Origin of the sequence: Thermogemmatispora sp., assembly GCF_042408735.1 — a bacterium.
Taxonomy (GTDB): domain Bacteria; phylum Chloroflexota; class Ktedonobacteria; order Ktedonobacterales; family Ktedonobacteraceae; genus Thermogemmatispora.
The window spans coordinates 54,498-74,686 of the sequence record NZ_JBHOQV010000128.1 but is presented as its reverse complement, the minus strand read 5'-3'; the positions used below and the strand labels follow the sequence as shown (position 1 = coordinate 74,686).

Genomic DNA, 20,189 nt, shown 5'->3' with positions numbered 1-20,189 from the left:
TGGCCCGCTGCTCGTTTTGGTCGGTCCGCCTGAGCAGCCCCAGATGGAGAGAGCATGTCACAGGCACCTTCTGTCGGCGGGCAGGGGGCGGCGCGGACAGGAGAAGACAGGGATCGTGGCGAAGGGCCTTCCAGAGGCTCTGCCTGGTCCAGATCGCCAGGGCAGGCCCCCTGAGAGCACTGGGCAGGGCGACGAAAGCCAGGGACTGCTTGTCTGGCAAGCTGCTGGTTAGTTGATCTGGCTGCCGCTCCCACTTCGGCCCCGCTGCTTTGCCGAGAGCCACGGGGTCGGGCCGCGGTCAGCCCTATCATTCTCATAAGCGCCATGATGTCTGTAGTCGATAGAGATGATCAGGATCGAGATTCCGCAAAGAGAAACCATTGAGCTGAAGCACGCCGTATTTGATATCAACGGGACACTCGCCCTCGATGGGAAACCGTGGCCAGAGGCCGTGAGCCGCCTGAAGCGCCTGACAGGCTTTCTCTCTATTCACCTTCTCACCGCGGCAACCCACGGCCAGGTGGCCGCCCTGGAGCGGAGCCTGGGTCTGCCGCTGCACGTGATCACTAGTGGAGAAGAGAAGACCCGCTATGTCGAAGAGCTGGGTCCGGCCAACGTGATCGCCTTTGGCAACGGTGTTAACGACGCTGGCATGCTGCGCCGAGCGGCGATCGGCGTGGCAATTCTGGGACCAGAGGGGGTAGCCCGCGAGGCTTTGCAAGCCGCTGATGTGCTGGTACGCAACCCGATCGATGGGATCGATCTCCTCTTCTATCCCAAGCGCCTGATTGCAACCCTACGCCCTTAGCGTTCTCAATCAATAGGAGTCAGCCGCCCTGGCCCATGCCTCCAGGAGACCGGTAGCCCGGGAGCGAGCGCCGGCGGAGAGCGGGTTCCCAAGGCGCACTGGTCGCCATCAGACCTCCCTCGCTCGCCTCAGCTTGAACAGGCGGGACACCGGCGAACGGCTTGTGCTTAGCCGCCAGCGATGCCCTGCCGATCTCGGCGCGGGAGCGATTGCCGCTGACCGGGCATCTGCTCCCGCTCATGCGCCGTCCGGCCTTGTGGAGGCGACCCTGTTACCTCATGCAGCCCGACCAGGTGGCTGGTTGGGCCAGGCTAGGAGGAACATGATGAAGTCCCATTCCCCCGAAGATACTGGCGTGGAGGCCACGGCTCCCGCTGGTACCTACCCAACAGGCCGCTCCTGGCAGGGTCTGCTCTTCGCCTGCCTGGCGGTCTTCTTTTTCTCGACGAGCCCCGTTTTTATTCGCCTTGCAACGCCCTTTACTTCTGTCGAAATTGCTTTCTGGCGTCTGGCTATCGCAGCGCTGCTGGTGCTCTTATTGGGACTGGCCACGCGCCAGTCGCTGCTGGTAAGCGCCCGGGAACTGCCGCGCTTCCTGTTCTATGGACTGGTGACGGCTTTGCACTTTATTTGCTACATCGCCTCTTTGAGCTTTACGACGATCGCCCACTCGCTGGCTATTGTCTACACTTCGCCGATCTTTGTGACCCTCTTCTCGGCTCTGGTTCTGCGCGAGGCTCTGCCCTGGCGCAAATATGCCGGCATCGCGGTGGCAATCATCGGAGTGGCTTTCATGGTGGGTTTTGAGCCTCACTATAGCGCCTGTCAGCCACAAGAGGGCCATTGCATGCTGCTGGGCGATGGCCTGGCCCTGCTGTCAGCCATCTGCTACGGGATCTACTCGATCGTCGGGCGCGGCGAGCGGGATCGCCATCCCCTCTTTCGCTATACCTTTTATGTCTACGGGTTGGCGGCGCTCTGGCTATTACCGGTGATGCTCTATTTTGCCTTTCGCCATGCCTATCCTCTGCCAGCCCTGGGCGCGGTGCTTGCCCTGGGGATTCTGCCCCTTGGTCTGGGGCATACTCTCTACAATGCCTCCTTGAGGACCTTGCATGCCACCTACGCGAATCTGATCGCCACACAGGAGGTGACTGGTGGCATCCTGCTCGGCATTCTCTGGCTTCACGAGGTCCCATCTGTGACAGCGCTTATCGGGGTAGTCGTGACCCTGGCCGGAATCATCAGCGTGCTGGTCTGAGATGCGACTGAAGGCCGGATCAGAAGAGGGGTAGGTTTACTCTCCACCGCCAGGGCTGGCCGCCAGGGCGGGATCAAAGATCCAGCCTTCGTTGGGGTCACAGGCGGGCAGGAGGGCAGAGAGAGAGCGGCGAGCCTGCTCAGGTGTGGCAGCATTGGCAGCCCCGCTCATGCGGGCTGCCCAGGCCGCTTGTACGGCGCAGAGCAGGGCATCGAGATAGTCGCCGCTAGAATCATTCAGGCAGACTGTGCGGGAGCTTTCGCCCAGAGAGAGCGTCAGACCATAGCGCCGGGTCAGCCCGGCACAGGTCAGGCCAGCCAGCAGGCGAGCACGGGCCAGCCGGTGCCCCTCCCTCTGGTCGGGCCTCGATCCTTTGTACGGCTGGCGAGCCAGCCAGCACCGGGCTACCAGGGCGGGATAGCCCTCGAGCACAAAGCGCCCGTCCTCCGTTGGATGGCAGGGCAGAATGCAGGCGCCACTGGCCAGGAGCCGCGGCGCCCCCTGCCAGAACATGCGCGCCAGGGGGACGCGCTGACACATCAGAGGACTGCGAGCCTGAGCCAGGACATCGGTAAGGCGGCGCGGCAGCTTCTGGCCTGCAGGCTGTCGCGAGCTGTAACCCTGGAGCAGGGCCAGAAAGGCCGATAGTTCAAGGCGGGCAGCAACTGCCACATAGTCCGCCCAGGTCGCTGGCCAGGCGAGCGCGGCCACCACGGCAGCGGGCAGGCCGAAGGGGAGGTCCAGGGCTGCGATCCAGGGACCAGGAAGGCGCAGGTAGCCCTCGAAGGTCGCCCAGTCGTGGCAGCCTACCAGATCAAGAATGGTCAGATGCGCGCCTTCTAGCTGTCCACGAGCGACCACTAGCGGCTTGCGACGGGAGGGAGCGCTGGTGAAATCAATACCATAGATCAGCATGTGGGCACGGCCTGATTGGGCAGGAGGGCGACAAACAGCCGACAGATGGACCTCTCGCCAGACGGCCCCTTTTCTGGCCCCCTCGTTGTCCCACCTTCATCCTCCATCCGCCGCTGGCTTCCCCACGAGCGCACCACTAACAGGGACGGGCCTGAGCTGGGCCGCCAGGTCAGGCAGAGACTGGCTGCAGGCATCTCTGCGAGCGGCCTGTGCGGGCAATGGCTAGAGCTGCGCGATCACACTCTTACTGATGGCGCGCAGGGTAGCAAAGACGCCGATGCCACTGGAAGCCACCGCCTCAAAGGCTGGCACCCGACGGCGATTCAGGTAGCGATCAAGCACGTGGACAGGCAAAGCAGAAGGCAGATCGCGCTTATTCCACTGCATCACGAAGGGGAAATGGCCGAGATCTTTGCCGAGGCGGCGCATGTACATCTCCAGCTCGGCGATGCTTTGCACATTCTCCTCGAACTTTTCCGCCTGAGAATCGACCACAAAGACGATACCATCGGCGCCATTGAGGACCGCCAGGCGAGTGCGCTCGTAGAGGATCTGGCCGGGCACCGTATACAAATGGAAACGAGTGCGGAAGCCATGCACCGTACCGAGGTCGAGGGGGAGGAAATCGAAAAAGAGCGTGCGTTCGGTCTCAGTAGCGATAGAGAGCATCTCGCCGCGGATAGCGGGGTTAATGCTCTTATACACGTACTGCAGATTAGTAGTCTTCCCACAATATCCAATGCCGTAGTAGACGATTTTGCAATGGATCTCGTGAGTAGCGATATTGATAAGAGCCATAGAAACCAAATACCTCGGAAGCAGGCCCTAATCGCGGAAAAGCAAATCGATCGTATCCTCGACAGAGGAACGGAACTCGACGTTAATCACGGACGTCTTTCGGCGAGACGTATCGGCCTTGACGCGCGCCAGGACGCGCACCAGCTCATCGGTAGCTTTCTTAGAGAGGACCTTGACCAGGCCGATATGAGTCAGTTTATCGAAAACGATCACCAGCAGCCACTGTTCCTCGACCAGGGTAGTATAGATATTTTCATGCATACCCTGCTGGAAGATGGTACGGAAATCCTTCTCGCCGAGCAGCTCGGCCACCTGGCGAGAGGAAGAGAACGCGCCGGCGAGCAAGGCGCCCAGGGAAGTCACATTGCGGCGCACTCCATTGCCAAAGTTAGAGATCACCTGGCCGCTCTTGTCGAGCAACATCACAGTGGACGCGCTGGTATCGTGCAACAACTTGCTCAGTGTTGCCCGAATAGCCTCAAGTTCATGATCGGAAATGACCAGATTCGATAATTGCTCCATGTACGCGCCGCCTCCGGTCCGGTACAACAAGCTTAGCGTGCACAGCACGGGCACGGCTTCATGAGCGCCAGCGAGCAGCGGGCGTCATGAACAAACCGAAGAAAGAAGAACGAACGAACGAGCCAACGAATAACAGTCAAGACAGGCAAGAGCCAACGAGCACCGATGGATGAGCGAGCCAGCCGGTGAGCGAGAGAGCAAGCGAGCGAGCGATAGGACCTGATCAGGCGATATCGAGCGCTTCGAGGATCTCATCGCGGCTACTTTTGACCAGATGGCGAACCCGCCCCAGAGCTGAAGCGGAATCGAAGACGGTGACGATCAGAGCGAAATCGCCCAGAGGGTCAGCGCTCACCAGGCCATGCTCGAACTCGACGAGAGCGCCCACAAGCCCGCCGCGAGCGATCTCGCGCCCCAGGGCCTCGGCCGAGCTGAGGCCACTGGTCATAATGGCCCCCACCGCCTCCAGATCCTCTTTGCTATCGCGGGGAACCCCTTCTATCAGCAGGCCATCGCGTCCGACGAGGATCGCCATCTTCACACCAGGAATGGTTAAGAAGCGGCCCAGCGCCTGCTTCAGGTCAACCATGCTCTCCTCCGTCTCTCACGGAACGCACCACCGCAATGGGTCGGTCGGTCGATCGTATAGATAGAACTACCCAGCCTTCTCTAGCGGCTAGCGAGCAAAAGAAGCCAGTCGAACGTCCAAACAGGTGACACCTCGCGGCAGGTGGATGAGGAAAGGCCGCTATTAGTTATCTAGCCTGTTCCCGCCTATGCTCTGCCGTACGGGGACTGCTGGTATTGTATACGATACGGCTTGGGAGCGCAACCAGGTGAGACTTCTTGGCTAATGGTTATATGTAGATGTATGAGCAATATAGTCAGCCTGCTCGAACCGGTAGAGGCCCTGGCCAGGGCAAACTAGAAATAATGTAGGCCCTGAATATTCTCTCAAAATTAAGCCAGGGATCGATTATAAGTATACCAAGGGAGGATCAGTTGAGCAATCTCGTCGTCAGTACTGGAGGGGGAAGTGGGGATGAACCTGGCGCTCTGTGGTGCCCTTCCCCCAACTATTTCCCTGGTCGGCGGGGAAGGCGACCGCGCTGGATCATTGTGCATGGGACCGCTGGCTTCAGCAGCGCGGAGGAAGTTGTGGCCTTCTTCCAGCGTCCCGAGACGGAGGCGAGCACCCATTACCTGATCGCCCGCGATGGGCGCATCTTCCAGCTCGTGCGTGAGGCTGACGCGGCCTGGGGAAACGGGGCCGTGACCCGAGGGCACGATCGCTGGTGGCAAGCGGTCGGCAATCCCAACGATCTGACGCTTTCGATAGAGCATCACAAGCCGAGGCGCGACAATGGCGATGAGCTGACCGAGGAGCAGAAGCGCGCGAGCTTTTTGCTGATTGCCCACCTCTGTGAGCGGCATCATATCCCGCGGCGTCCTGCCGATGCCACGGGAGGCATTACGGGTCATTTCTCGCTTGACCCGGAGAGGCGCAGTTACTGCCCAGGTCCTTACCCCTGGGAGGAACTCTTTGCCTACCTGGCCAGCAGTGGGGGAGCGACCGAGGCCGACCGGGCGATCGCCGGTGCTGGCAGCGATCCCAGCTGCGCCGGGCTACGGCAGCAACTGGCCGAGCTGCGCGAGGTGGCCGCTGCCTTCCAGCGCCGGCTGATCAACGTTGAGCTGGAGCTGGCGCGGCTGCGGGGCCAGGAAAGGCCGCCCGGCAGTCGCGCAGAGAACCTGTCTGGAGAGGGCTAGAGGAGCGGAAGCGCGGACAAGGTAAAAGGTGGCAGCGGTCGCGCGACCGCTGCCACCTCAGGTCTTCTAGCGGAACTTGGTGCCGTAGTTGGGCGCTTCCTTGGTGATCATGACATCGTGGGGATGGCTCTCGCGCAGGCCAGCGCTGGTAATGCGCACAAAGCGCGTGCGGGTTTGCATCTCCTCGATAGTAGCACAGCCAGCATAGCCCATTGCCTGGCGCAATCCGCCGACAAGCTGATGCACGAGCGGTCCTAACATGCCCTTGTAGGGAACGCGCGCCTCTATGCCTTCGGCGATCAGCTGCGATTCGTCGCCGACGTCGCCCTGGAAGTAGCGATCCTTGCTGTAGCTGCGCTGCTTCATGGCGGCGATCGATCCCATGCCGCGGTAATCCTTGAAGCGCTCGCCGTGGGAGATGATCAGTTCGCCGGGGCTTTCGTCAACGCCGGCCAGGAGGCTACCGAGCATGACGGTATCGGCGCCTGCGGCGATAGCCTTGGCGATATCGCCGGAGTACTGGATGCCGCCATCGCCGACGATCGGCACGCCGTAGCGGTGGGCCACGCGCGCACACTCGTAGATAGCGGTGATCTGGGGCATGCCCACACCGGCGATGACGCGCGTGGTGCAGATGGAGCCGGCCCCAATGCCAACCTTAACGGCATCGGCGCCTGCCTGGATCAGGGCTTCGGTGGCCTCGCCAGTCACGACGTTGCCGGCCATAATCTGGACGCGGCTGCCGAAGAGGCGCTTAAGGCGCGCCACTGTGTCGAGCACCATCTGCGAGTGGCCGTGCGAGGTATCGACGACCAGGACGTCGACCCCTTCTTCGACCAGGGCCCCGGCCCGCCCATCGGTGTCGGGTCCGACACCTACGGCTGCCGCGACGCGCAGGCGCCCGTACTCGTCTTTGGCAGCGTTGGGGTAGAGAATTTTCTTCTGGATGTCCTTGATGGTAATCAGGCCGCGCAACATGCCCTGCTCGTCGACCACAGGCAGCTTCTCGATCTTGTAGCGATGGAGGATGTCGCGGGCCTGTTCCAGGGTAGTGCCAACCGGCACAGTGATCAGGTTGTCGCGCGTCATCAGCTCAGAGACGGGTCGATCGAGATTGGTCTCGAAGCGGATGTCGCGGTTAGTGAGAATCCCGACCAGTTTGCCGTTCTCAACGACGGGAATGCCCGAGATGTGAAAGTGCTGCATGGCCAGCAGCGCTTCCCGGAGGGAGGCCTGCGGCCCAAGGGTGACAGGGTCGGTGATCATGCCCGACTCGGAGCGCTTGACTTTATCAACCTCGCGGGCCTGGTCTTCAATCGAGAGGTTGCGGTGGATGACGCCGATGCCTCCTTCGCGCGCGAGGGCAATGGCCATGCGCGCTTCGGTAACGGTGTCCATGGCGGCGCTGACGATGGGGATGTTGACGCTGATGGTGCGCGTGAGGCGGGCTTTGGTTGAAACGTCACGGGGCAAGACCCGCGAGGCTGCTGGGATGATCAGGACGTCGTCAAAGGTTAGCCCTTCGCCGACAAATTTCTCTCGCCCATCAAGTTCAAATTCGGCTGGGGCAACGGCAGGATGCGCTTGCAGGTCGTCGACGGTCTCTGCAGTATGAGCCTCGGCCATAGCTCTCCTTCCTTTCCTCCTTACAACATACGCAAACGCCCGGCACGTGGTCCCGTGTTCTCCAGATTGTGGAGTTCCATCGGTTGCTGTGCCGGGCCACTCGTTCCTCCTCTGCAGGGTAGACGAGCACCGGATATGAGACTTTCCTGTTGGGCCTGTTCCTTCTTCGCCTGGCCTGTCCAAGAAGACACTAACGGCAGGGCAGGAAGCTGCAGCCGGGAGGTCGCTGGCCCGTCTTGCTGTCCGGCCCACCCAGGGACGATCATGTCACTTTCAGGGGATCCGCTTCCTGGGGTCTCCTGCTCTCTCTCTCACTCAGACTTGAGGTGGAAGCATGCATGCAGGCAGGCAGGCAGGACGCCTGTCCTTCCGTGCTGCGCTGCCTCGAGTCGTTGCTCCGACGGCAACTCTCTCCCTGGCACCTTTCCGCCCCCTCCACCGCACCGGTCGAGACCGACCAGGTCCGTCGCGCTGCCAATCGCCTGGGGCGGGCCGTCAGCCGGCCAGCAGGTCCCTTCAGCAGGCCACTTGCCGATCGAGTCGGGGCCTGTTCCTGAGCGTCCAGGCAGAGTACCAGCTTGACGCTCTCGGCTGTTTGTTCCTTCTATAAGAGCATATCTTTCCCCCCGCTGTCAAGGTACGGTAAAGAGAGCGCACTCTTGCTGGTTTCTGAGGCTTATACTCTCTCGAGTACAATATAAATGAAAGTGTTTCTTGTGTAAAATGCGAGAGCGGTCAGGCGATCAGCCTCTTGCGTAGTCTGATCGCTCGCATGTCCGCTATCTCCTCATCTGTTGGCACACGGAGGCGCAGGGTGGAAGGAGAAGAGGAAGGAGGAATAGGTTATGATAGGGCAGCAACCACATGGCAGGGATGCCAGGGCTGAGACGGGGAAGAGCGGGCCGCTGAGCCGCACTCTCCGGATGGCCTGCCCGCCAGCGCTCTCCCACTACTATACAAGACGGGCCTTGCCACGGCCTCTTGGATCGCTCGATCTCTGTCTGCTGCACTTTGCAGCGCTGTTCGCCCCTGGTCCGCTGATCCTGCTGGTCAGGGAAAATCCGCTTGCCTGGCTGGCCGCCGTCTTGGGCGCGCTGACGTTCCTGTTCCCTATGACACTGGCCGTCTGGCAGCTGCTGTCTCTGGCTCCCTTTGAAGGGGCACTCTATGCCTGGACCGCACGCTTACTGGGACCTTACTGGGGCATGGTGGTAGGGATCAGCGACTGGCTGCCGGGTCTACTGGCAGCCGCGAGTGCGCTGGTGAGCCTCGTTACAACCTTGCAGGGTCTTAGAGTCGGCTGGCTGGCTGAGCCTTGGCAGCGCGGGCTGGTGGTGATGGCTCTACTGGTACTGCTGCTGGCCCTTGGCTGGCAACGCCAGCGCACCGTGCAGCGGATCGTCAACACCCTCAGCGCGTTAATGCTGGCTATTGTGCTCCTGGCAGGAATCGGCAGCCTTGTTTTACTCCCCCAGCGCGCCTGGCGTTTTTCTCTTCTCTGGCGCCCAGAATGGTCTGTAGCCGGACTATCACGTCCCTCCGGCAGCCTGGCCATTCTCCTCTATCTGGGCTACAGCGTCCCGCTGAGCATGGCAGGCGAGCTGCGTCCGGGGGTGGCGCCGGGCCGCCCTCTACTCGGCGGGGCCTTGCTCGCCGGTGGCAGCTATCTGCTGGTGGCCCTCTCCAGCGTGGTCGCTTCCGCGGGCGGCCCAGATCTGGGACTGGAGATGGTCCTGGGACATGCCGCCAGTAATCTGGCCCTCGTCGGCCTGCTGGCATTCTACCTTTGCGCGGCTTTCGTCCACACCTCCGCCGGCACACGCTGGCTCTTCGTGGCCAGTCTGGATGGTCTCTTGCCAACGGGCCTGGCGCGGCTCAACAGCGAACGGGTCCCGTGGCGCGCTTTTCTTGTTCAGACGACGCTCACTGGCCTGCTAGCCAGTGCTGTCCTGGTCCTGCTGCCTCAGATGACCTCTGAGACCTTCCCCTCCGCACTGGGAATTCCTTTGCTCCTGGCAACGATGGCCTTGCTGCGGCTGATGGTTGCCTTCTTCGGTCTCTACGTGACGGCGCTACTCTCCTGCTCGCAGCCACGCACAGCTCTGGGGGGACCGACCGTCTCCCCCTGGCTGCTCTGGCCCGGCATCTTCATGGGGGCCGTGGGAAGCACGCTGGCGCTGCTGGGAATCCTCTCCCACTCGTGGAGTCCCGCCCTCTCTGACGCTACCTGGACGCTGGTGACTGGCACTTTGACGGCGCTGAGTATGAGCGCTGCTACGGTCGCCGCTCTCCCAGCAACGACCCGCGCGAACCACCTCGCTCCTCGCTTGTTCCACTGGCTGCAAGGAGAGCCTCGTCTGTCAGCGGATCAGGCTCTCAGCTCGTGGAGAAGTCGTTCGCCGCGAGACTTGAGGCGCTAATCAACCGCCAGGCGGCACAGCCGTATCGCCAGCCCCAAATTGGCCCAGGTCCAGTCTACAAAGCCAGGGAAGTATACGAGCCAAATGCGGGCTGCTTGCAAAATTATGGCTGAAAAGCTACAATGATACATTGTGATTGAAATATTCAAATTATCGCTCTCCTTCTTGTGTATCAAGAAGAGAGGCTTTCAGGAGCAGAAGCAGAAAGGGCAGGGAAGAGCAGCATGGTAGCTGAGTGGTGGCGGATCTACGGGGCCTTTGATCCCGAAGACGAACACGGGCACTATCCAGATCCGGGGCAGGTGGTCGCGCATTTTCGTCGGCAGAAGGGCTGGTCGCAGGCCGAACTGGCGCGCCGCCTGGGTGTGCACCCCCGCATGATCTACCATCTGGAGAAGCAGCAACAGGGGCTTGACTCCCTCAAGCGGCGGCGTCAACTGGCTGAGGTACTGAACATCCCGCCGGAGCTGCTGGGGCTTGATCCGCAGCATCCGCGCCTCACCGGCTCGCCGCCCTGGTGGGTACGAGATGGCTATCCGGCCTTTCCGGCCGGCGATGACGGCTATCCGCTGCCTGGGGCCGTCATCAAGTACTACCGCTTGCAGCAGGTCCGGCGCCAACAAAGCGGCGAGCGGTCCTGGACCCAGGCCGACCTGGCGGAGGCCCTGGGCCTTTCAGAACTAGCGATCCGGCGGATGGAGAATCGCAGCGACTATCTGGACTCCCCGCGACGCCGGCGGATGCTCTCCGCCATCCTGGGCATCCCTCCCCATCTACTGGGATTGGACGTGCGCCGTCCCCCAGCGCCAGGTCTTGCTTCTCCCCCCCCTCCCACCTTCCTCCTTGTCAGTGAAAACAGCGATGAAGACCTCCTGATCACCTACCAACGCCAGCAAGCCGAACTCTACGCCGAATTCCGAGCTCGGCGGCAACCAGAGCTACTGACACGGGCCTTGCGCCGTCTCACCTATCTCAGACGCCTCGCTCCCCTCATCCATGAAGATCTATTGCAAAGCATTTTACGTCTCGAATTCAACTATGCGCAACTAGTAGCTGATGGTCTGGCCGACCTCTATGGGGTAGCCCGTGCCTTGCCCTTTGTCAAGCTCTGCCTGGCGATCGCCCGCCGCTGTGAGGAGGCCAGCCGCCAGAGGCAGCAGCCAACGGAGGGAGTTCCTTCCGATCTGGTGGCCAATGCTCTGATTGGGCAGGCAATCGCGCACTTCGAGCTGGGAGAAACGGAAGCCGCCCGTCAACGCGCCGACGAGGCTTTGGAGCGCCTGGGTCAGACCTGTCCATCTGTTCAGCGCTTTGTGCTGGAGGAGGCCGCACATATCCTGGCCCACCTGGCCAGAGACGAGTCTGAACGCAAGCAGGCGCTCACCTTGCTTGACCAGGCAGGCCGACTACTGAGCGACAGCGGCGAAGCAGAGGACCCCTACTTTCTTGCCGCCGACCCCGGCTACTACCATCTCAGTCGAGCCAGAACGCTGCTGGCCCTGGGTCAGGCTCGTCAGGCTCTCGGCGAGCTAGACCAGGCCAGCCAGCAGACGCAGCCGCTGTTCATAACGCGCCGGCTTTTCATTGTGATCTACCGGGCCCTGGCCCATCTGGAGCTTAAGGAGTACGAGGCGGCAACGACCCTGGCTATTCAGGCCGCTGGCGAAGCCCGCGTCCTCAACGCCCGCCGGGCCTTAGCCTACCTCCATCTTCTTTACCAGCGTCTAAAGGAGAGTCCCTACGGCAGTATGCCCGGAGTGGCTCGTCTGGGCTGGTTGCTCGGCACGGGCTAAGGGGAACGAGGCCAGCCAGCTACTCCCGGATATCGCGGCTGCGCGTCAAGTAGAGCGAGACGCCGAGAAAGACCAGGGCGTAGACCAGCAGGAGCAGCCAGATGTGACGTGCGTCGACTAGCTGCATGTTCAAGGGGACCGTTCCCATCGAAAAAGCATGACCATGAGTGACAACCATGCCCATGGCGTTGAGATTGGGGCCAAGCAGATAGGCGGAAACATCCTGCCAGAACTGGTTATTGGTCAGCCTGAAGGCAAAGTAGAGCAAGGCGACCAGAAAGTTATCGGCAGGAAAGTAGCCCAGGGCGGCGCTCAGGCCGAAGGTTTGCGAGCGTCCGATCACCGCCAGCGCCACGGCCATCAGGACCGAGATTCCCATACTGCTGGCCACAGCCAGAGTGTAGAAGCCGGCATCGTGCCAGAAGGTAGCATTGGCAGCCGAGAGTACATTGAGGTTGCCCGAGAGGAGCAGCGTCAGCAGGCAGAAGCAGATGACGATCTCAGCGAGGCCGACGACCAGCGTCAGCAGGACAATCAGCGAGAGGGTCAGGAGCTTGGCTGCAAGGAGCTGGAGGCGTCCAACGCCGCGCGCCAGGATAATACGGATGGTGCCAAGCTGGTACTCGAGGCCAACGCAGCGCGCCGCCACGACGATGAGGAAGACGCCCGCGAAGACCCGCAATATATCGAGGCCGCGTAGCTGCAGATAGAGATAGGGCAGAGGGTCCCGCCGAATCTCCTCCCCGAGAGAGCTTTGCGTTGCCTCAATGATATAGAAGCCTGCGACAAAAGAGAGCGTCAGCATCAGCAAAAGCCAGGTACCCCACTGGCGCGAGATTTTGAGCAGCTCGGCCCGCATCAATCCCCAGAAGCGGGGCCGCGGTCCACTGAGAGCGACCAGGCCTGGCCTCTGGTTACCCCATTCTTTCGAAGAGAGTGAGACATCTTTCATGATTGTTATTACCTCAGTACCTTTCCTCCACTAGCAATATCTTCACCCGTCAATTGCAGGAAGACTTGCTCCAGGTCGAGTCTGGCGGGAGCCAGGGAATCGGGAATGAGGCCAGCTTCGATCAGGAAGCGATTCAGTTCGCGCCCGCGTCCGCCGGGAGCGGGTGTTATCAGCTCACCGCTCTCGTTGAGGCGTGCACCGGCTCCCCAGGGCTGGCCACGCACGAGGTGCAGGGCCTCCAGGGGCCGTTCTACCCGCACCACAAACTCGCCCTGCCCGCGTGTCAGCTCCTCCACACTGGCTTCGGTCACCAGCCTGCCGAGCCTGATAATGGCCACGCGGGTACAGATTTGCTGGACCTCGCTGAGCAGATGGCTAGAGATGAAGATCGTCTTGCCCTGGGCGGCGAGCCTGTGCAACAGATCGCGCATCTCGACGATGCCGGCGGGATCGAGACCATTGGCCGGCTCATCGAGGATCAGTAGCTCGGGGTCATGCAGGAGGGCCAGGGCCAGGCCCAGGCGCTGCTTCATGCCAAGCGAGTAGGTTCTGACACGATCCTTCTGACGGCTGCGCAGGCCCACCATCTCCAACACCTCATCAAGACGACGTTCTGGAACCCCCCCCAGAGCGCTGGCCATGACACGCAGATTGTTGCGCGCTGACAGGTACAGATAGAGGGCCGGCGTCTCAATCAAGGCCCCCACACGTGGCAGCACCAGGCCCGGCTGACGCCGCAAATCCTGGCCCAAGATCTCAACACTGCCAGCACTCGGTGCGATCAGGCCCAAGAGCATCCGGATCGTCGTCGTCTTGCCAGCCCCATTCGGCCCCAAGAAGCCAAAAATTTCGCCACGCCTGACCTCCAGATTCAGATCGGCTACGGCCAGGCGCTGGCCATAGCGCTTGGTGAGGCCGCGTGTGCGCAAAGCCAGGTCGGTTGCTGGCTCCCTATATCTGGCGTCGGACGGCATGGCAGTTTGTGCATTTTGCAACATAGTATCCAATTCCCTGATTCCTGGTAGTTGAATATATTCATAATGAGAGAAGAGCGAGGCTATGATCAGGGCGGGTCCCCCATCAGCAGCCAGCGGCGGCTCAGTCAGGGCAGCCCGTTTATCCTCACCCAGAAGAGTTTTCATCCGAGCCAGCTCTCACGTTACAGGTCCGGCCAGTCCAGGCATCAGAAAGTAGCGGTAGCAGAAAAAGCAGCGCTCTTGTAAGGGGCCTCTCCCCCTCCGAAGAGGGGCTTCTCCCCCTCGACGAGAGGCCATATTTCTGCTACCATGTGCGGCAATAGCAGGCGTGATAGCAGGGATGCCCAAGCGGTGGCGGAAGGACCAGCGACCAAGCAAGCAGATGAACGATCAAGTCAACGCGGAACACGCCCGCTCTCCAGAGGTGTCAACTGATCCCCGACAGGTGAGGTGCACAAGCAGCTCAAGCAGCCTATTTTCCGGCCAGGAGGTTCTTGGATGTACACGGTGGAAGGACTCCGGCAGCGCATTCGCGTGGCCCGAGGAGAGGAGCCTGCCGATCTGGTCCTGCGCAATGCCCGGCTCGTCAATGTCTGCAGCGGCGAATGCTACCCCGCCGATATCGCCATTGCCGACGGGCGCATCGCCGGCATTAGCGAGCCGGCAGGAGGCTATCGCGGCCAGCAGGAACGCGACCTTGAGGGCCGCTGGCTCGCTCCGGGACTCATGGATGGGCACATGCACATCGAGAGCACGATGCTTGTTCTCTCAGAGTTTGCCCGTTTGGTTGTTCCTCGTGGTGTAACGGCGGTGATGCTCGACCCGCACGAGTTCGCCAACGTTTTAGGGAGCGCCGGTATCCGCTTTGTGCTGGAGATGGCGCGGGGCCTGCCGCTGGACGCTTTTGTCCTGCTCTCCTCCTGCGTTCCCGCCTCGCAATACGAAACGCCCTATCGCGCGCTCCTGGCCAGCGATCTTCTGCCCCTGCTGGACGAGCAGGGGGTGCTCGGGCTGGCGGAGATGATGAACATGCCCGGCGTCCTGAACGGCGACGACCAGGTACTTGCCAAAATCGCCGCCACCCTGAATCACGGTCTGGTTGTTGATGGGCATGCGCCGGGACTCCAGGGGCGGGACCTCTGCGCCTACGCAGCCGCTGGCATCTTATCGGACCACGAATGTACCACCCCTGCCGAGGCCCGCGAGCGTCTGCGCCTGGGCATGTGGCTGATGATTCGCGAGGGTTCGGCGGCCCGCAATCTAGAGGCCCTGCTCCCGCTGATCCAGGAACTGCACCCCCCGCGGGTTTTCTTTGTCACCGACGATCGAGACCCGCTGGACCTGCTGGAGCGCGGGCACATCGATTCAATGGTGCGGCGGGCGATCGAGCTGGGCCTGGACCCCGTGGAGGCCATCCGCCTGGCGAGCTACAACACGGCCCAGTATTTCCGGCTCTTCGACCGAGGGGCCATCGTCCCAGGAGCGGTGGCCGACCTGGTCGTGCTCGACGACCTCACAACGTTCCAGGTGGAGTCGGTCTATAAAAGCGGTCAGTTGGTCGCCCAGGAAGGGCGCTTACTTATCGAGCCGCGGGCCAGCCAGCCACAGGAGCTGAGCAACACCATTCGGATAGCGGCCCTGCGGCAAGAAGACCTGCGCATTCCGGGCCGGCCTGGGCCAGTAGCGGTGATCGGTATCGAGCCGGGCCAGATCGTCACACGGCACCTGCAGCTAGAGGCGCCGCTGCGCGATGGAGAGATCGTTGCCGACCCCGAGCGCGATCTTCTGAAGCTCGCAGTGATCGAGCGCCATCACGCCAGCGGGCGCATTGGTCTGGGACTGGTACAGGGTCTGGGGCTGAAGCGTGGGGCGCTTGCCTCCAGCGTTGCCCACGACGCCCATAACCTGGTCATCGCAGGCGTCAGCGACCACGACATTCTCAAGGCCGCCCAGGTCCTGGCCGAGATCGGAGGAGGTTTTGCCCTTGTCGTTGATGGCGAGCTGCGCGCCAGCGTTCCCCTTCCCCTGGCGGGCCTGGTTTCAGCCGCCCCTATCTCTGAGCTGGTCGCCCGTTTGCGATCCCTCGACGAGGCAGCCGCGGCCCTTGGCTGCACCCTAGAGCATCCCTGCATGACCCTCAGCTTCCTTTCGCTCTCAGTGATTCCTGCTTTGAAGCTCACCGATCAAGGACTGATCGACGTTGAGCGCTTCGCGCCGCTGCCACTGCAAAGTTAGCCAGCCAACCAATCAACCAACACCAGGTCAGCACGCGGGCAGAGCGGGCCGGGGTCTTTCCTCCCTTCCTCCCGATTTGCCCAGCCGAGCCTTGAGGCAAGGAAAGTCCGAGGATAAGCATGCTGCCAAACTTACTTGAATATCACTGGGTTGAGGACGTCGATGACGCGCTCATCCTGCTCTCGCGTCCTGACATCAAGACGGTGCCCCTGGCCGGCGGCACCCATCTGCTGAGCCAGAACGACGAAAGCATCCAGGCCGTGGTCGATCTACGCGACCTGGGCCTGGCCTATATTTTAGAAGACCAGCGAGGGATTCGCATCGGAAGCATGACCACCTTGCAGAGCATGGCGGAGGCGCCGCTACTCAAGAGCTTTCTCGGCGGCCTGCTCGCTCAGGCCGCTCATTACTCCGCTCCATCGCCACTGATCCGCAACGCCGCCACCCTTGGAGGCACGCTGGCGCTCGGGCCAGCCGCCCAGGCAGACCTGCTGACCGCGCTGGCGGTTGTCGATGCCGAGATCGTCCTGCGCTCCGGCCAGAAGACGCAAGTCGATCTGCGTGGAGGAACGCCGGAGCGCCCGGGCCTCGCCCTCTCGGGCGTCACCTACAAAGGAAAGCAGGAGCGGCGCGTCTCCTACCATCGGCTCTTACTAGAACGTCGCCCCCAGGAACTCATCATCGAGGTACAGATCGCTCCCCCAGGCCGTGGTTGGGGTACAGCCTTGCAGCGGGTTGGGCGCAGCGCTGTCGACGTAGCCCTGATCACCGCCGCGGCTCTGGTGGAGGTCGAAAACGGGCGCTATCGCAGCGTTCGTCTGGCGCTGGGCGGTGCCAATCTGGAGCCACAGCGCCTGACAGCCATCGAGCGACAGCTGGAAGGGCAACCTGTCCAGGACCTCCGCTTGCTGGCCTCCGCCATCCAGGCTGGCCTGGCCGATTTCCGTCCTCCTGCCGACTTCCGAGCCAGCTCAGGCTATCGGCGCGTCTGCGGGGCCAACCTCGCCTACCGGGCACTTGAAGAGGCCGCCAACATAGCCCGCTGGCGCGATATTACCTCCTCGGAAGGGAGAGCCTAACCTCATGGAACTAGAACTGCGCATCAATGGAGTGATCAAGAGCCTCGACGTTGCGCCCAACGAGCTGTTGCTCAATGTCCTCCGGCGCGAGGGCTACTACAGTGTCAAGCACGGCTGCGATCACGGGCACTGCGGGGCCTGCACAGTTCTCATCGACGGCCTGCCGCGTCCGAGCTGCGTCATGCTGGCCATGCAGGCCGCCGGGGCGACAGTGACCACGGTAGAGGGGCTTGGCTCGCTCCGCCGCCTTCACCCTCTACAAGAGACCTTCATCGATGCAGGGGCCGTCCACTGTGGCTTCTGTACCCCCGGGATGCTGCTTTCAGCCTACGCACTTTTGCAGCGCAATCCCAATCCGGGCGAGGAAGAGATTCGCGAAGCCCTGGCGGGGAACCTCTGTCGCTGCAGCGGCTACAACCGGATCGTCCAGGCCGTACAGCGCGCCGCAGCGCTCCTGAGGGGCGAAGACATCGAACCGCTCAGCATTCCCGACAGCGGGGCCCGTACTCGTCCCTGGGACCCCGGACGGGCCCCGCTGGAGCTGCCCGAGCGACAGGCGCCCGCCGAGCAGGGGCCTGTAGGCAGGCAGCGCGTGCATATCATGATGGGACGGCCCGAGCGTAGGATCGATGCCACCAAGCTTGTCACAGGCAAAGCAGCTTTTGCCGATGACTATGACCTGCCCGGTCTCCTGCACGCCCGTCTGCTCACCAGTCCTCACCCGCACGCCCTCGTTCGGGAAATCGACACCACCGAGGCGCGGGCCTTACCGGGCGTCCACGCCATTCTCACCTACAAAGACATTCCGCGCCTCCCCTATACCAGCGCGGGCCGTCCCTGGCCTGAGCCGGGGCCACACGACCAGTACTGTCTGGACTACATCGTCCGCTACGTAGGGGATCGCGTGGCAGTCGTTGCCGCCGAGACGGCAGAAATCGCCGAGCAGGCTCTTAAACTGATCAGGGTCGACTACGAGCCATTACCCGCCGTCTTTGATCCCCGACAGGCTCTAGAGCCGGGAGCACCGCGTCTCCACCCAGAGTCAGAGTCGTACCACATCTATGACGCCAACCGCAACATCGCGGCTCACATCCAGTTTGAGCAAGGTAACGTCGAGCGGGCCTTCGCCGGAGCCGAGCTAATCGTAGAGGGCGAATACGTCCTGCCTCAGATCCAACATACCGCCCTAGAACCCCACGTCGCTCTCACCTACTGGGATGAGGATGACCGCCTTGTCGTGCGCACGAGCAGCGAGGTGCCTTATCACGTCCGGCGTATCGTAGCCACCCTGACCGGACTGGCCCCGCGTCGGATTCGCGTTGTGGCTCCGCGCGTGGGAGGCGGCTTCGGCGCCAAGCATGATCTCATCGTTGAAGACCTCTGCGCTCTGCTCACCCTGGCCACCGATCGTCCAGTGCGCCTCGAATACAGTCGCGCCGATGAATTCCGCAGCAGTCGCGTAGGGCCAGGGCAGATCATTCGCCTCAAGACGGGCCTCCGGCGCGATGGCACCATCGTTGCCAACCAGATGCTGGTATTAGTCAACGCCGGCGCCTATGGCGGCCAGGCCGCCTCGCTGGCCGTCGGGATCGGGCAGAACAGCCTGCCCCTTTATCCCTCTGCCAACCTGCGCTACAGCGCACAGGCGGTCTACACCAATCTCCCCCCAGCCGGGGCCTGGCGCAGCAATGGGGCCTGGGCAGGTCTCTTTGCTCTCGAAAGCCACATGGATGAGATCGCGCGTCGTCTAGGCATGGATCCCCTGGCGCTGCGACGCAAGAACTGTCTCAAAGAGGGAGACGTCTATCCCTTCCTCCCACCTGCCAGAATCGGCCACGACGCTGTTGGAGAGCCAGCAGGCCGGCTCTCCACTCATACAGCAGAGGTGCGGCTCAAACACTGTGGCCTGTCGCACTGCCTGCAGATCGTCGAGGAGCAGTTGAACTGGCGGGAAAAGCGCCGACAGGCGGAGAAGACCGGCGGACCAGGTGGGCGCATCCAGCGTGGCGTCGGCATCGCTCTGGCCATGCATTTGCCCGACCCTCGTCAGCCCTCACTGAGCGGCGCCACCCTGAAGCTCAACGAGGATGGTTCCTTCCACCTGCACATCGGCCTTCCCGAGAATGGCAGCGGCAGTCACACCATCCTGGCCCAGATCGCCGCCGACGTCCTTGGGGTGCGTCCCGAGGATATCCTCGTTCATGCTTCCGATACCGACAGCACCCCCTTCGACACGAGCAGCGACCTTTCGGCTTCCCTCTACGCCTGCGTTCACGCCGTCAGGCAAGCAGCGGAGCAGGTGCGGAAACAGTTGCTCATCACAGCTGCAGGTCTGCTCGGGGTAGCAGCCGAGAGCCTCTCGCTGGCAGACTACCTGATCAGCGCCCCGAGCGGGCAGAGTGTGAGCCTCTCCCAGGTGGCTCTCCAGGCCCTCTATGGCGAGCAGCCAAGGGTCATCAGCGCGACGGCCTCCTGGAGCGCACCCTGCAAGGCTCCGACCTTTGCTGCTCAGGGGGTCGAAGTTGAAGTTGACACCGAGACCGGCGCAGCGCGCGTACTCAAGGTCGTCTCGGCGATCGACGGCGGCCACATTGTGAATCCCATCATTGCCGAGGGACAGATCGAAGGTGGCATTGCCCAGGGACTAAGCTATGGCCTATGTGAAGAAATGGTATATGATCAGCAGGGGAACCTGCTCACGACGAATCTGAACGACTATCGCATCTTGAGCGCCCGCGACATGCCAGAGACCAGCATTGTCCTGCTCGAGGGCGATGGCGCTGACCCGCTTGACATCCGCGATATTGGCGAGATTGCCGTCGCTGCAGTGGCCCCGGCCCTGGCTAATGCCGTGGCCGAAGCGATCGGCGTGCGCCTGCGCCAGCTTCCGCTGACACCCGAGCGCGTGCTGCGCTCCCTCTATCTGGCCAGGCAGCAAGCGGCGGGCAGACCGGGCTGATCCTCCTCCAGCGCCAGCCCGAGCGGGCCAGGCAAAGTAGCGCCCTCTCGGTCCGCCGAGCCGCAGAGCCGCCG

Annotated in this window: 15 protein-coding genes; 8 read left to right on the top strand and 7 right to left on the bottom strand. The window is 62.2% G+C overall.

Going from position 1 to position 20,189, the window contains the following annotated elements:
• Positions 1-346: 346 nt before the first annotated feature.
• On the top strand, positions 347-808 hold the full coding sequence (locus tag ACFMO7_RS12745; RefSeq protein WP_376795862.1) for an HAD family hydrolase: 462 nt from the start codon (positions 347-349) through the stop codon (positions 806-808).
• 322 nt (positions 809-1,130) lie between these two features.
• The gene (locus tag ACFMO7_RS12740) at positions 1,131-2,069 is read left to right on the top strand and encodes a DMT family transporter (protein ID WP_376795861.1); all 939 of its coding nucleotides are present in this window, start codon (positions 1,131-1,133) and stop codon (positions 2,067-2,069) included.
• Positions 2,070-2,105: 36 nt separating this feature from the next.
• Here ACFMO7_RS12740 and ACFMO7_RS12735 read toward each other — a convergent pair whose 3' ends face one another.
• The 4 genes from ACFMO7_RS12735 to ACFMO7_RS12720 all read right to left on the bottom strand — a co-directional run bounded on the left by ACFMO7_RS12735 (position 2,106) and on the right by ACFMO7_RS12720 (position 4,893).
• On the bottom strand, positions 2,106-2,984 hold the full coding sequence (locus ACFMO7_RS12735; protein WP_376795860.1) for a DUF429 domain-containing protein: 879 nt from the start codon (positions 2,982-2,984) through the stop codon (positions 2,106-2,108).
• A gap of 222 nt (positions 2,985-3,206) precedes the next feature.
• Positions 3,207-3,782 (bottom strand): ATP/GTP-binding protein, encoded by a 576-nt coding sequence (locus ACFMO7_RS12730; RefSeq protein WP_069801542.1) that lies wholly within the window; start codon positions 3,780-3,782, stop codon positions 3,207-3,209.
• Positions 3,783-3,809: 27 nt separating this feature from the next.
• Positions 3,810-4,304: a roadblock/LC7 domain-containing protein gene (locus tag ACFMO7_RS12725; protein ID WP_052888162.1), complete on the bottom strand. Its 495-nt coding sequence runs from the start codon at positions 4,302-4,304 to the stop codon at positions 3,810-3,812.
• Between the two features lie 223 nt (positions 4,305-4,527).
• The gene (locus tag ACFMO7_RS12720) at positions 4,528-4,893 is read right to left on the bottom strand and encodes a roadblock/LC7 domain-containing protein (RefSeq protein WP_376795859.1); all 366 of its coding nucleotides are present in this window, start codon (positions 4,891-4,893) and stop codon (positions 4,528-4,530) included.
• Positions 4,894-5,306: 413 nt separating this feature from the next.
• Between ACFMO7_RS12720 and ACFMO7_RS12715 the strand changes: the two genes are divergently transcribed.
• Positions 5,307-6,074, top strand: a complete 768-nt coding sequence (locus tag ACFMO7_RS12715; protein ID WP_376795858.1) for an N-acetylmuramoyl-L-alanine amidase — start codon at positions 5,307-5,309, stop codon at positions 6,072-6,074.
• A 66-nt stretch (positions 6,075-6,140) separates the two neighbouring features.
• Here ACFMO7_RS12715 and guaB read toward each other — a convergent pair whose 3' ends face one another.
• Positions 6,141-7,700, bottom strand: coding sequence for an IMP dehydrogenase (gene guaB, locus ACFMO7_RS12710; protein ID WP_376795857.1), 1,560 nt, complete (start codon positions 7,698-7,700; stop codon positions 6,141-6,143).
• Positions 7,701-8,545: 845 nt separating this feature from the next.
• Here guaB and ACFMO7_RS12705 point away from each other — a divergent pair.
• Both ACFMO7_RS12705 and ACFMO7_RS12700 read left to right on the top strand, forming a co-directional pair.
• Positions 8,546-10,120, top strand: coding sequence for an amino acid permease (locus ACFMO7_RS12705; protein WP_376795856.1), 1,575 nt, complete (start codon positions 8,546-8,548; stop codon positions 10,118-10,120).
• A gap of 224 nt (positions 10,121-10,344) precedes the next feature.
• Positions 10,345-11,913 (top strand): helix-turn-helix domain-containing protein, encoded by a 1,569-nt coding sequence (locus ACFMO7_RS12700; protein WP_376795855.1) that lies wholly within the window; start codon positions 10,345-10,347, stop codon positions 11,911-11,913.
• Positions 11,914-11,932: 19 nt separating this feature from the next.
• Here ACFMO7_RS12700 and ACFMO7_RS12695 read toward each other — a convergent pair whose 3' ends face one another.
• On the bottom strand, positions 11,933-12,865 hold the full coding sequence (locus tag ACFMO7_RS12695; RefSeq protein WP_376795854.1) for an ABC transporter permease: 933 nt from the start codon (positions 12,863-12,865) through the stop codon (positions 11,933-11,935).
• A gap of 8 nt (positions 12,866-12,873) precedes the next feature.
• On the bottom strand, positions 12,874-14,007 hold the full coding sequence (locus tag ACFMO7_RS12690; RefSeq protein WP_376795853.1) for an ABC transporter ATP-binding protein: 1,134 nt from the start codon (positions 14,005-14,007) through the stop codon (positions 12,874-12,876).
• Between the two features lie 333 nt (positions 14,008-14,340).
• Here ACFMO7_RS12690 and ade point away from each other — a divergent pair, with 333 nt between their 5' ends.
• The 3 genes from ade (at position 14,341) to ACFMO7_RS12675 (ending at position 20,115) form a co-directional block, all read left to right on the top strand.
• Positions 14,341-16,077 carry an adenine deaminase gene (ade, locus tag ACFMO7_RS12685; RefSeq protein WP_376795852.1) on the top strand — a complete coding sequence of 579 codons (1,737 nt, stop codon included), beginning with the start codon at positions 14,341-14,343 and terminating at the stop codon, positions 16,075-16,077.
• Between the two features lie 119 nt (positions 16,078-16,196).
• On the top strand, positions 16,197-17,156 hold the full coding sequence (locus ACFMO7_RS12680) for an FAD binding domain-containing protein (RefSeq protein WP_376795851.1): 960 nt from the start codon (positions 16,197-16,199) through the stop codon (positions 17,154-17,156).
• Positions 17,157-17,160: 4 nt separating this feature from the next.
• The gene (locus ACFMO7_RS12675) at positions 17,161-20,115 is read left to right on the top strand and encodes a molybdopterin-dependent oxidoreductase (protein ID WP_376795850.1); all 2,955 of its coding nucleotides are present in this window, start codon (positions 17,161-17,163) and stop codon (positions 20,113-20,115) included.
• Positions 20,116-20,189 lie beyond the last annotated feature (74 nt).

Excerpts from the sequence above, each read along its gene's own strand:
- ACFMO7_RS12740 (WP_376795861.1), top strand. The coding sequence starts at position 1,131 with ATGATGAAGTCCCATTCCCCCGAAGATACTGGCGTGGAGGCCACGGCT.
- ade (WP_376795852.1), top strand. The coding sequence starts at position 14,341 with ATGTACACGGTGGAAGGACTCCGGCAGCGCATTCGCGTGGCCCGAGGA.
- ACFMO7_RS12745 (WP_376795862.1), top strand. The coding sequence starts at position 347 with ATGATCAGGATCGAGATTCCGCAAAGAGAAACCATTGAGCTGAAGCAC.
- ACFMO7_RS12705 (WP_376795856.1), top strand. The coding sequence starts at position 8,546 with ATGATAGGGCAGCAACCACATGGCAGGGATGCCAGGGCTGAGACGGGG.
- ACFMO7_RS12720 (WP_376795859.1), bottom strand. The coding sequence starts at position 4,893 with ATGGTTGACCTGAAGCAGGCGCTGGGCCGCTTCTTAACCATTCCTGGT.
- guaB (WP_376795857.1), bottom strand. The coding sequence starts at position 7,700 with ATGGCCGAGGCTCATACTGCAGAGACCGTCGACGACCTGCAAGCGCAT.
- ACFMO7_RS12695 (WP_376795854.1), bottom strand. The coding sequence starts at position 12,865 with ATGAAAGATGTCTCACTCTCTTCGAAAGAATGGGGTAACCAGAGGCCA.
- ACFMO7_RS12680 (WP_376795851.1), top strand. The coding sequence starts at position 16,197 with ATGCTGCCAAACTTACTTGAATATCACTGGGTTGAGGACGTCGATGAC.
- ACFMO7_RS12675 (WP_376795850.1), top strand. The coding sequence starts at position 17,161 with ATGGAACTAGAACTGCGCATCAATGGAGTGATCAAGAGCCTCGACGTT.
- ACFMO7_RS12725 (WP_052888162.1), bottom strand. The coding sequence starts at position 4,304 with ATGGAGCAATTATCGAATCTGGTCATTTCCGATCATGAACTTGAGGCT.
- ACFMO7_RS12690 (WP_376795853.1), bottom strand. The coding sequence starts at position 14,007 with ATGAAAACTCTTCTGGGTGAGGATAAACGGGCTGCCCTGACTGAGCCG.
- ACFMO7_RS12730 (WP_069801542.1), bottom strand. The coding sequence starts at position 3,782 with ATGGCTCTTATCAATATCGCTACTCACGAGATCCATTGCAAAATCGTC.
- ACFMO7_RS12735 (WP_376795860.1), bottom strand. The coding sequence starts at position 2,984 with ATGCTGATCTATGGTATTGATTTCACCAGCGCTCCCTCCCGTCGCAAG.
- ACFMO7_RS12700 (WP_376795855.1), top strand. The coding sequence starts at position 10,345 with ATGGTAGCTGAGTGGTGGCGGATCTACGGGGCCTTTGATCCCGAAGAC.